Consider the following 11,949-nt stretch of genomic DNA (forward strand, 5'->3'; position numbering starts at 1 on the left):
ACAGGGTTTTGAGGCGCTTGTGTTATTCGGGCATGAGCTGCTGGCGGCATTCCAGGACTAATCTGGCGCCGCCTTGTTCACTGGTACCCACTTCCAGCTTGAACCCGTGCAAGTTGATGATCGCCGCCACAATCGACAAACCCAATCCAAACCCGCCTTGCTGGTCGCTCTCATCCACGCGGTAGAAGCGTTGGAACACCGCGTCACGTTCCTCCGCCGGTATGCCCGGCCCGGAATCGTGCACTTCGATGCGCGTGCTGCCGGCGTCGTTGACCCCGCGCAGAATCACTTCGCCGCCTGGTGGGGAGAACTTGATCGAGTTGCTCAGCAGGTTGGCCAGGGCTTCGAACAGCAGGGCGCGGTCGCCGGTGATCCACGGCAGGGACTCCGGGGTTTCGAGCCGCAGTTGCAGTTCGCCTTCTTCCGCCAGGGGCAGGTAGAAGTCGTGCAGTTCGCGCAACAGCGGCAGCGGGTCCATCACCAGGAAGCCGGAGCGACGCTGGTGGTCTTCCAGTTCCGAGATACGCAACAGCCCGCGAAAGCGCGCCATCAGGGTGTCGGTTTCGGCAATTGCGTCGTCCAGCTTGACCGCGTAGTCCGACTCTGCCTCGGCTTCCTGCTTGATGCGGTACAACTGCGCACGCAGGCGAGTGAGCGGGGTGCGCAGGTCGTGGGCGATGTTGTCGCACACGCCCTTGACCTCGTTCATCAGCTTCTCGATGCGGTCGAGCATGGCGTTGACGATGGCGGCGAGCATGTCCAGTTCGTCACGCCGATTGGACAGCGGCAGGCGGTGGGTGAGGTCGCCGGCGACGATGGCTTCGGCGCTGGCCTGGATCCCACGGATGCGCCGCAGCGGACGGCGGCGCAGCAAGTGCCAGCCGGCGACGCCGGGGATAATCGTCAGGGACAGCGCCCAGAGCAGCGCGTGCCAGATGATGCGGGTCACGCCGAACAACGAACCGTTGGCGCGCACCAGCACCAGCCAGCGGCCGTCGTCGGTGTGGGTGGCCACGGCGTCGCAGCTGTCCTTGGGCAGTTTGGGGTCGTTGGATTCGACACAGTTGGCCAGGGCGTGGATCTTGCCGTCCAAGGGCAGGTCGGGCGGGATCGCGCGGATCGGTCCACTGAGAGGACGGAACTGCTCATCGAACAGGCCGTAGGCGTCCACGCCCTTCATGTCGAAGGTCATGCTGGTGGTCAAGGCTTCCACCAGTTCTTCACCGTCGAAGCGCTGGAACAGGTGCTGGCGCTGCATCAGGGAATGGCGCGACAGATCGCCCAGGTAACCGGACACCTCGTAATACAGCACCCCCATGAGGATGCAGCTCCAGGCCACGAACAACGAACTGTACAGCGCCAGCAAGCGGCTGCTGGAGGAGCGCCAGCCCTTAGAGGGGTTCAGCAATGACATAACCGGAACCTCGTACCGTGCGGATCAGCGGCGTGAGGCCCGGTGGGTCGATCTTCTTGCGCAGACGGCCGATGTGCACGTCGATCAGGTTGGTGCCCGGGTCGAAGTGATAACCCCAGACTTCCTCGAAGATCATCATCCGCGACAGGATCTGCCCGGTGTTGCGCATCAGGAACTCGAGCAATTTGTATTCGGTGGGCAACAGGCTCAGCGGCTGTTCGGCGCGGCTGGCTTCGCGGCTGATCAGGTTCAGTTCCAGGTCGGCGACGCGCAGGGCGGTTTCAAATTCCTTGACCGTGCTTTTGCGCCGCAACAGGACTTCGACGCGGGCGGCCATTTCATCCGAGGCGAACGGTTTGGTGAGGTAGTCATCCCCCCCGGCGCGCAGGCCGCGCACGCGTTCGTCGACGTCGGAGAGGGCGCTGATCATCAGGATCGGCGTCGATACGCCGATGGTGCGCAGCGTCGTGACGATGGCCAGGCCATCGAGTTCCGGCAGCATGCGGTCGAGGGTGATCAGGTCGTAGTCTCCGCTCACGGCGCGGACCAGGCCTTCGCGGCCGTTGTCTACCCAATCTACATCCAGTCCATGGCTACTCAGCTCGGCGACGATCTCGCGAGCCGTTACGGCGTCATCCTCGATGGTCAAAATACGGGTCATGGGATTACCTTTCACACTGGAAGACCGTAAGTGCCGGCAAGCCGGCTCCTACAGAAGTACGGGCATTTTGCCAAGAAATGGCTGAACGCTTCCTAAATAAAACTTCATGTTGGCAAAACTGACACAGATTTCATTCATTGGCACAGGTCACCGTAGGAGACGGCTTGCCGGCGATCGCGGTGTATCGGTCAACTGTCTGGTCGGTTGGAATGGCGCTATCGCCGGCAAGCCGGTTCCTGCAGGTTGTTGGCTGGTGTGAGATTGCATTACGCCCGCCTTTTGCGGTGACTTCTTGCAAGTTGCATGGTTTGGGTTAGTTCAATCTACTTAAGTTGTTGAAATATAATAATTTTAAATTTTGCGCCGACTGGCATGGTGCCTGCACTGTCTGTTTTGAGACTTGTAACACCATTTTTCTGCCTGGAGCAAAACAACAATGATTACATCCTCATCCACGCTGCAAGAGTCGAGCACGCTCTCCGGAGTTTCCTGGGGGGCGATTTTTGCCGGGGCTGCCGCCGCGGCTGCGTTGTCGCTGATCCTGGTGCTGCTGGGTTTCGGCCTGGGCTTTTCGGCGGTGTCGCCGTGGGCTGACAGTGGCATCAGTGCCAAGGGGCTTGGCATTTCCACGATTGTCTGGCTGGCGTTCACGCAGATCGTCGCCTCCGGGTTGGGCGGTTATATCGCCGGCCGGTTGCGCGTGAAGTGGGCCAATATGCACGGTGATGAGGTGTACTTCCGCGACACTGCCCATGGTTTCCTGGCCTGGGCCGTGGCTACGTTGATCACTGCGGTGCTGGTGGTGGGTTCGGTCAGCAGTGTCGTGAGCGGTGGCGTCAAAGCCGGCGCCAGTGTGGCAGCCGGCGCGGCCAGCGGTATCACGCAAGCCGCCGGTAGTGCAGCCAAAGGTGTCAACGGCGGCGACTTCGACTACTACGTCGATAGCCTGTTCCGCGACGACCGCCCGGTAGCCGTCAGCGATGACGCCGCCCATGGCGTGGTTGCCCGCATCTTCACCCGCACCCTGAGCAATGACGGCCAGTTGGCCCCTGAAGACCGTGCCTACCTGGCCCAGTTGATCAGCCAACGCACCAACCTCAGCCAGGCGGATGCCGAAGCGCGCATCGGCAAGGTCTATGGCGATGCCCGCAAGGCAGTGGAAGACGCCAAGCTCAAAGCCAAACAAGCCGCCGATACTGCTGCCAAAGTCGCTGCGTATACCTCGCTGTGGACCTTCGTTGCCCTGTTGATCGGCGCATTCTTCGCCAGCTTCGCAGCCACCTTTGGCGGTCGCCGTCGCGATGCCGTGGTGTATGTCGAAACCGAACACTTCGTACGTTAACTATTAGGAGAACATCATGCGCTCATTACTGCTCTGGTTCCTCGGTGTGCCTATTCCGGTGATCATCCTGATCGCGATCTTCATGCACTGATTGCCGTTTCATCCGAGCCGCGCCTGAGCAACAGGCGCGGCTTTTTGCTGCAAGGCCAGCCAGCTTGTCACCAGTAACACACTCGCGACCTATGTCATGATCACCAACGGAGCAGACGTGCCATCGGACAACAATCCGGTCGCCCAACTGCTCACCGCCGTCAGGAACATCTGGGTGAAGAAGAACAGCCCCGATGCTGTTCCCGCGATTGCACCATAGGGCTGCAGCACCGACAGCTGACAGGCCGGAATCACCATCCCCACCGACACCATGATCAGCACCATCGGCAGCACGATCGCCAGCCATTCTCCCGGCAGCGCAACGGTCGCCGACGCGAGAATTCCACTGCCCAGCACATTCAGGCCTATGCCGGCGACGATCAAACGGTCTGGCTCAACATGCCGCACCCGCCGCCGAAACAGATTCGCCCCCATCATGTAGCCACTGATCGTCGCGGCAAATATCAGTGCGTAAGCTGTCGCAGACAGGCCAAACCCCCGTTGCAGCAATGCCGATGACTCACTGATAAACGGAAAGTAGGTGCTGTACACGCAACCGATCGCCAGGGAGTAGCGCAGGAAGTAACGATCGCGCAGCAACTGGCCGTAGAGGCGCAGCAGTCCCCGTGGCGGGGCGGCGGCGACGTCCGCCGGGCGGGTTTCGGGCAGGCGGCGATACACCACCAGGCACAGCACAGCCCCGATCACCCCCAGCAGCACGAACAGCCCGCGCCAGTTGATGAAGGGCAGCATCAGGCTGCCCAGTACCGGCGCGGCCATGGGCGACACGGCCATGGCCATGGAGATCAGGCCCAGCAAGCGTGCCTGTGCGTCGCGGTCGAAGTAGTCGCGCACGATCACGCGGCCGATCACGGTGGTGCAGCAACCGCCCAATGCCTGGAACAGGCGGGCGACGGCCGAAACGGTCGGTGAGCGGGCCGCTGACCAACAGCGAAATCTCCGAGCCAAGGGCGTACAGCGTCAGCGTCAGTTGCAGTTGGCTGTCGCGGGTCTGGAAGTAGTCGGCCATGGCAGGCAGCCGCTTGCCGTCCACGCGCAGCCTGGCCGAGCGCTGGTGGGTGTCCCGTGGCACGCTGGAAGCGGTGTTCGACCGGCTGCAGAGCGAAGGCTATGTGCAACGCGTGGCTGGCTCCGGCACGCGGGTATGCGCGGTGATCCCCGAACAGTTCATTGCGGTACCGTTGGCCAGGGAGACGCCACGGCGCCCAGTGGAACCCGATCAACTGGATGCCGGTGTGCAGAGCCATGTGCCCTTCGTCGCACGCCGCCCGGATGCCGGCCTGTTTGATCTCAAGACCTGGGCCCGCTGTATTTCCCGTGGGTTATCGAGCGTAGCGCCGGGCGTACTGGAAGCGGCACACCCGGCTGGCCTGCCGGCGTTGCGCGTGCAGATCGCCGACTACCTGCGCAGCTATCGCGGCATGCAGTGCGAGGCCGATGAAGTGATCGTCACCATCGGTATTCGCCATGCCCTCGACCTGATTGCGCGCAGTGTGCTGCAACCGGGCGACACGGCGTGTGTCGAAGATCCCGGCTATCTGCCGGCGCGTCGTTTGTTCGCGTTGGCAGGCGCGCAGGTCCAAGGCATTCCCGTCACGTCCGAAGGACTGGACACCGCCCAACTCCCCGAGATCGCACGCCTGGCCTATGTCACGCCGGCCCACCAGGCACCGCTGGGCATGACCCTGTCGGTGTCCCGGCGCCTGGCGCTGCTGGATTGGGCGGCCCGCGCCGATGCCTGGGTGGTCGAAGACGATTACGACAGCGAATACAACTACAACACTGCGCCGCTGGCCGCGCTCAAATCCCTGGATTCGGGCGACCGCGTGATCTATTGCGGCAGCTTCAACAAGAACCTGTTTCCCGGTTTGCGCGTGGGCTTCATGGTGGTGCCCAAGGTGTTGCGACGGTCGTTGCTGCGTACCTTGCAACTCACTGGGCATTCGGTGGGCGCCAGTGATCAATTGGGGCTGGTGGAGTTCTTGCGCAGTGGCGCCTTTGTGCGTCACTTGCGCGCCTCGCGCCAGGCGTACCAGGCCCGGCGCGATACGTTACTGGAGTGCCTGGGTGGACACTGCGCGGTCAGCGGCCAGCAGGCCGGGCTGCATTTTGTGCTGTGGCTGCCGGCAGGTGTGGAAGAGGGCGACTTCTGTGCCCGCGCGGCTGAAGCCGGCTTGACCCTGCAGCCGCTGGGCAAGTTCTGTCACGACGTGACGCTGCCACCGGCAGTGATCATCGGTTACACCGCGTTGACTCTGGCACAGATCCGTTATCACGGCCGCACGCTGGCGCAATTGTTAATGGCGGCTTAACCCGCGCTTGGCTAGACTCGCGCCCCATGAGCCGCCTTCTACGTGTCATCCTCGTCATGCTGCTGAGCCTCACGCTTCCCCTGGCCGGGATGGCGGGCGTGCCGTCGAGCACCGAGCCGTGCCCGATGAAGATGTCGGACATGCAGATGATGACTGACATGTCCCCCGACTGCTGCCAGGACAGCGTCGAGCATGGCAAGGCCTGCAAGCCCGGCCAGGAGTGCAAGACCGGTAGCCTGCTGCAGCTCTCCCTGCCGGTGCTCAAGGCGCCGTCGACCCTCGCTCATCCGCTGCTCGTTGGCAGCTCTTCGGATTTCATCCCCGACCGCACGCCGTCCGGCGTCTGGCGCCCACCCCGTTCCTGATACCTGTTGCACCTGAAGACACATCCCCTGTGCGGGATGGCTTTGCTGTGGGCCGCCTAAAGCGCGGCACAGCGCAACGGAACAGGAACCTTCAACATGAATGCCCTTTACATGCGCACCCTGGTGGTGGGCGTGCTGGCGTGGCCGGCGTTGGCGAGTGCGCTGACCCTGGACGACGCCCTGCGCCTGGCGCAAAACAACGCACCGTCGCTCGCGGCTGAGTCGGCCAGGCTGCAGGCCGCGACCCAGGCGGCGATCCCGGCGGGTGAATTGCCCGACCCCAAGCTGGTGGTGGGCCTGCAGAATTTTCCCATTGGCGGGCCCAATCGCGGCACGTTGTATGGCGATGACATGACCGAGCAAATGGTCGGCATCCAGCAGCAGGTGCCCAGCCGCGACAAGCGCAAGGCCCGTGTCGAGTTGGCGGACGCGACGGTAGAACGTACCGCGGCCGAGGGACGCATCGAACGCCTGAACGTGCGCCAGGCCACTGCCCAGGCCTGGATTCGTGCGTATGCGGTGGAGCGCAAGGAAGCCTTGTTCAAGGACTTCTACCAGCAGAACCGCCTGCTGCAGGACAGTGTGCGCGCACAGTTGGCCGGTGGTCGCGGCCAGCCCTCGGATGCGGTCATTCCCAAACAGGAAGCGGCAGACCTGGCCGGGCGCGAAGACGAACTGACCCAGCAGCGCGCCCAGGCCCGCGCGGCGCTCAAGCGCTGGATCGGCCCGGCCGCGAGTGAAGCGCCCAGCGGCCAGTTACCCAACTGGCCTGTTGAAGGCCATTACAACCTGCATCAACACCCCGAGCTGCAAGCCTTCGCGCCGCGCACCCGCGAGGCCGAGGCGCGGTTGCGTGAAGCCCGTGCGCAAAAGACCTCGGACTGGAGCTGGGAGGTGGACTACCAGCACCGTGGTCGTGAGTACGGCGACATGGTCAGTCTGCAGTTGAGTTTCGACCTGCCGATCTTCCCCGGCCGCCGACAAAACCCCGGCATCGCCGCCAAGCAGGCCGAGCTGGATCAACTGGAGGCCGAGCGCGAAGCGACCGTCCGTGAGCATACCCAGCAACTGGATGACGACCTGGCGCAATACCAGCGCCTGGACCGCGCCGTACAGCGCAGCCAGGACAGCCTGGTGCCGCTGGCGGAAGAAAAAGTCGCGCTGAGCCTGGCCGGTTATCGGGCGGGCAAAAGTGACCTGCTCAACGTGGTCAGCGCCCGGCGTGAGCTGGTCGAAGCCCGCTTCAAACAGATCGATGCCATCGAGCAGCGTGCCCTGGTCGGCGCGCAGCTGTATTTCGCCTACGGAGAGCCCGGCCATGATTAATCGACTACTCGCGGTGGTGCTGTTGGGCGCGGGTGCTGGCGCCGGTTATTGGCTGGCGCACACGCCGGTGAACGTTGCGGCCACGGCCGAAAAGCCGGCGCTGTACTGGTACGACCCGATGTACCCGCAGCAGAAGTTCGACAAGCCCGGCAAGTCGCCCTTCATGGACATGCAGTTGGTGCCGCGCTATGCCGACAGCGCTGCGGACAATGCCGCCGTGCAGATCGACCCGCGTGTGTCCCAGAACCTCGGCGTGCGCCTGGCGACGGTCACCCGTGGCGTGTTGGCCTCCACGCTGGAGGTGTCCGGCATGCTTGCCTTCAACGACCGTGATGTTGCCGTGGTGCAGGCGCGTGCGGATGGTTTCGTCGAGCGCGTTTATGACCGGGCACCCGGCGATGTGCTCAAGGCCGGTGCGCCCTTGGTCGACCTGTTGATACCGGAATGGGCGGCGACTCAGGAGGAGTTCCTGGCCCTGCGCGGTAGCGCCGATGCCAGCTTGTTGGCGGCTGCTCGTCAGCGCCTGCGCCTCAGCGGAATGCCTGCTGGGTTGATCGCCCAAATGGAGCGAAGCGGGCGTGTGCAATCGGTGGTGACCGTCACCAGTCCAATGAGCGGTGTGGTGCAGTCCCTGGAGGTACGCGAAGGCATGACGGTTGCGGCGGGGCAGACCCTGGCGCGGATCAACGGCCTGGACCGGCTGTGGCTGCAGGTCGCCGTGCCGCAGGCCCAGAGCGGGACACTGGCGGTGGGACAGGCCGTGGAAAGCCGCTTTGCGGGGATGCCGGGCCAGACGTTCAAGGGCACGCTCAGTGCGATCCTGCCGGCCATTGCCGCCGACAGCCGTACCGTTCAGGTCCGCGTTGAACTGCCCAACCCTGACGGCATGTTGCGTGCAGGCATGACCGCCCAGGTGCGTCTGGCGCAAACCAGTCCGCAATCTGTATTGCAGGTGCCCAGCGAAGCGTTGATCCGCACCGGCAAGCGTGTGGTGGTGATGCTGGCCGAGGAGGGCGGGCATTTCCGTCCGGTGGAAGTGGAGGCCGGCGCCGAAAGCCAGGACCAGACTGTCATCCGCAGTGGTCTGCAGGAAGGCCAGCAGGTGGTCGCCTCCGGTCAATTCCTGCTGGATTCCGAAGCAAGTCTGCGCGGCATTTCCGCGCCATCCTCCGGCCCTTCTGAAATGAGCATGCAACCGGGAGCCCAGCCATGATCGCCCTGTTGATTCGCTGGTCGGTGGCCAACCGCTTCCTGGTCTTGCTCGCCACGCTGTTTGTCACCGCCTGGGGGGTGTGGGCGGTGCAGAACACGCCGGTCGATGCACTGCCGGACCTCTCGGATGTGCAGGTGATCATCCGCACGCCGTATCCGGGCCAGGCGCCGCAGATTGTGGAGAACCAGGTGACCTACCCGATGACCACGACCATGCTCTCGGTGCCGGGCGCCAAGACGGTGCGTGGGTTTTCGTTCTTCGGCGACAGCTACGTGTATGTGCTGTTCGACGAAGGCACGGACCTGTACTGGGCGCGCTCGCGGGTGCTGGAATACCTCAGCCAGTTGCAGGCGCGGCTGCCGGCATCGGCCAAGCCGGCGTTGGGCCCGGACGCCACCGGCGTCGGCTGGATCTACCAGTACGCGTTGGTGGACCGCAGCGGCCAGCACGACCTGGCGCAGTTGCGCGCCTTGCAGGACTGGTTCCTCAAGTTCGAACTCAAGACCCTGCCCAACGTGGCGGAAGTCGCGACCATCGGCGGCCAGGTCAAGCAGTATCAGGTGCAGTTGGACCCGTTGGCCCTGGCCAATCGCGGCATTACTCAGGCGCAAGTGATGGACGCCATCGGCAAGGCCAACCAGGAAACCGGCGGCTCGGTGCTGAACATGGGCGAATCCGAGTACATGGTGCGGGCTTCCGGCTACCTCAAGTCGTTGCAGGATTTTCGTGGCATTCCCCTGCGGCTGGACGCCAACAATGTGCCGGTCACGCTGGGCGATGTGGCAACCATTCAACTGGGTCCGGACTTGCGCCGAGGCACCAGTGAACTCGACGGTGAGGGCGAGGCGGTCGGCGGCGTGGTGATCCTGCGCAGTGGCAAGAACGCAAGGGAAGCCATCGCCGCGGTCAAGACCCGGCTTGAGCAATTGAAAAGCAGCCTGCCGCCCGGCGTGGAGATTGTCACCACCTACGACCGCAGCAAACTCATTGACCGCGCCGTGGACAACCTCAGCCATAAATTGCTGGAAGAGTTCCTGATGGTGGCGCTGGTGTGCGGGATTTTCCTCTGGCACTTGCGTTCATCGCTGGTGGCGATCATCTCGCTGCCGGTGGGGGTGTTGATCGCGTTTACCGTCATGCGCTTTCAGGGCGTCAACGCCAATATCATGTCCCTGGGCGGCATCGCGATTGCCATCGGCGCAATGGTCGATGCAGCAGTGGTGATGATCGAAAACGCCCACAAGAAAATCGAAGCCTGGCATCACGCTCATCCAGGCCGCGAGCTCAAGGGTGAAGACCACTGGCAGGTCATGACCGACGCGGCGGTGGAGGTCGGGCCGGCGCTGTTTTTCTGCCTGTTGATTATCACCTTGTCGTTCATCCCGGTGTTTACCCTGCAGGCCCAGGAAGGCCGACTGTTCGGCCCGCTGGCCTACACCAAGACCTACGCCATGGCGGCCGCCGCCGGCTTGTCGGTGACCTTGATCCCGGTGCTGATGGGCTACTGGATTCGCGGGCGCATACCCGACGAGCAGCGTAACCCGCTCAATCGAGGCCTGATCAGGCTCTACCAACCGGCACTGGAGGCCGTGTTGCGTTGGCCGCGCATGACGTTGCTGGTAGCGCTGGTGGTGGTCGCGAGCGCGGTGTGGCCGATCTCGAAACTGGGCGGGGAATTCCTGCCGCCGCTGGACGAAGGCGACCTGCTGTACATGCCGTCGGCGCTGCCGGGCTTGTCGACGCAAACGGCGGGGGAGTTGCTGCAACGCACCGACCGCCTGATCAAGACGGTGCCCGAAGTCGCCCATGTGTTCGGCAAGGCCGGTCGCGCCGAAACGGCCACCGACCCGGCACCGCTGGAGATGTTCGAGACCACGATTCAATTCAAGCCCCGCGAGCAATGGCGCCCCGGCATGACCCCGGACAAGCTGGTCAAGGAACTTGACCGCGTGGTGCAGGTGCCGGGCCTGACCAATATTTGGATTCCTCCGATCCGCAACCGCATCGACATGCTCGCCACGGGTGTCAAAAGCCCGGTCGGCGTAAAGGTCGCCGGCACCAGCCTGATGCAGATCGACGCGGTGACCCAGGCGGTGGAAAAGGTCGCCAAGGGCGTGCCGGGTGTCAGTTCAGCCTTGGCTGAGCGCTTGACCGGTGGGCGGTACATCGACGTGGATATCGACCGGGCAGCGGCCGCGCAATACGGATTGAACATCACCGACGTACAGGCGATCGTGTCCGGTGCCATCGGCGGGGAAACCATCGGCGAAACCGTGGAAGGCCTGGCGCGCTTCCCGATCAGCCTGCGTTACCCGAAGGAATGGCGCGACTCGGTGACGGCCTTGGCGAACTTGCCCATCTACACGCCGTCAGGCAGCCAGATCACCCTGGGCACGCTGGCCAGGGTCAAGGTGAGCGACGGCCCGCCGATGCTCAAGAGCGAAAACGCACGGCCTTCCGGCTGGGTCTACATCGACGTGCGCGACCGCGACCTGGCCTCGGTGGTGAACGACCTGCGTGCAGCGATCAACCAGCAGGTACCGCTGCAACCGGGCATGAGCCTCAGTTATTCGGGGCAGTTCGAGTTCCTCGAACGGGCCAATCAACGCCTCAAACTGGTCGTGCCGGCGACCTTGCTGATCATCTTCGTGCTGTTGTACCTGACGTTTCGCCGGGTGGATGAGGCGCTGCTGATCCTGGCGACCTTGCCGTTCGCGTTGACGGGCGGTGTGTGGCTGCTTTACGGGATGGGCTTCAACTTGTCGGTGGCCACGGGCGTAGGGTTTATCGCGTTGGCCGGTGTGTCGGCGGAGTTCGGCGTGATCATGCTGCTGTACCTGAAAAACGCCTGGGCCGAGCGCAACGACGGCAACTTGCTGGCCGCGATCACCGAAGGCGCAGTCATGCGCGTGCGCCCCAAGGCCATGACGGTGGCCGTCATCCTCGCCGGCCTGCTGCCGATCCTGCTGGACGGCGGCACCGGCAGCGAAGTCATGAGCCGCATCGCCGCCCCGATGATCGGCGGCATGCTCACCGCGCCGTTACTGTCCCTTTTCGTGCTCCCGGCAGCGTACTACCTGATGCGCGGCCTCAAAGCCAAACGCTGACGAACAAATGTGTGAGCGGGCTTGCTGGGGTGAGTGGGGTTTGTCCTCCGACGGGGTCGCCGCTGACCCAAGGGGCTGCTTCGCAGCCCAGCGCAGGG

The 11,949-nt window shown here is 63.7% G+C and carries 9 protein-coding genes; 6 read left to right on the top strand and 3 right to left on the bottom strand.

Features of this window, described 5'->3' with window-relative positions; genetic code table 11:
* Positions 1-22 precede the first annotated feature (22 nt).
* Both BM70_RS0125980 and BM70_RS0125985 read right to left on the bottom strand, forming a co-directional pair.
* Entirely contained in the window at positions 23-1,414 is a 1,392-nt protein-coding gene (locus tag BM70_RS0125980; protein WP_025858739.1) for a HAMP domain-containing sensor histidine kinase, read from the bottom strand.
* On the bottom strand, positions 1,392-2,075 hold the full coding sequence (locus BM70_RS0125985; protein ID WP_003219726.1) for a response regulator transcription factor: 684 nt from the start codon (positions 2,073-2,075) through the stop codon (positions 1,392-1,394). The genes BM70_RS0125980 and BM70_RS0125985 overlap by 23 nt, the downstream gene beginning before the upstream one ends.
* 436 nt (positions 2,076-2,511) lie before the next feature.
* Between BM70_RS0125985 and BM70_RS0125990 the strand changes: the two genes are divergently transcribed.
* A complete protein-coding gene (locus BM70_RS0125990; protein ID WP_025858740.1) occupies positions 2,512-3,417 on the top strand; it encodes a hypothetical protein in 906 nt (301 codons plus the stop codon).
* A 180-nt stretch (positions 3,418-3,597) separates the two neighbouring features.
* On the opposite strand, the gene BM70_RS31545 is transcribed toward BM70_RS0125990, so the two are convergent.
* On the bottom strand, positions 3,598-4,476 hold the full coding sequence (locus tag BM70_RS31545) for an MFS transporter (RefSeq protein ID WP_256220945.1): 879 nt from the start codon (positions 4,474-4,476) through the stop codon (positions 3,598-3,600).
* Positions 4,477-4,535: 59 nt separating this feature from the next.
* On the opposite strand from BM70_RS31545, the gene BM70_RS31550 reads away from it, so the two are divergent.
* The 5 genes from BM70_RS31550 to BM70_RS0126020 all read left to right on the top strand — a co-directional run bounded on the left by BM70_RS31550 (position 4,536) and on the right by BM70_RS0126020 (position 11,851).
* Positions 4,536-5,840: a PLP-dependent aminotransferase family protein gene (locus BM70_RS31550; protein ID WP_051556790.1), complete on the top strand. Its 1,305-nt coding sequence runs from the start codon at positions 4,536-4,538 to the stop codon at positions 5,838-5,840.
* 26 nt (positions 5,841-5,866) lie between these two features.
* Positions 5,867-6,205: a hypothetical protein gene (locus tag BM70_RS0126005; RefSeq protein ID WP_025858742.1), complete on the top strand. Its 339-nt coding sequence runs from the start codon at positions 5,867-5,869 to the stop codon at positions 6,203-6,205.
* A gap of 96 nt (positions 6,206-6,301) precedes the next feature.
* On the top strand, positions 6,302-7,531 hold the full coding sequence (locus BM70_RS0126010) for a TolC family protein (protein WP_025858743.1): 1,230 nt from the start codon (positions 6,302-6,304) through the stop codon (positions 7,529-7,531).
* Positions 7,524-8,744 (top strand): efflux RND transporter periplasmic adaptor subunit, encoded by a 1,221-nt coding sequence (locus BM70_RS0126015; RefSeq protein WP_025858744.1) that lies wholly within the window; start codon positions 7,524-7,526, stop codon positions 8,742-8,744. Before BM70_RS0126010 ends, BM70_RS0126015 begins: the two co-directional genes overlap by 8 nt.
* A complete protein-coding gene (locus tag BM70_RS0126020; protein WP_025858745.1) occupies positions 8,741-11,851 on the top strand; it encodes an efflux RND transporter permease subunit in 3,111 nt (1,036 codons plus the stop codon). The genes BM70_RS0126015 and BM70_RS0126020 overlap by 4 nt, the downstream gene beginning before the upstream one ends.
* Positions 11,852-11,949: the final 98 nt, after the last annotated feature.

Source organism: Pseudomonas sp. CHM02 (assembly GCF_000612585.1).
Taxonomy (GTDB): Bacteria; Pseudomonadota; Gammaproteobacteria; order Pseudomonadales; family Pseudomonadaceae; genus Aquipseudomonas.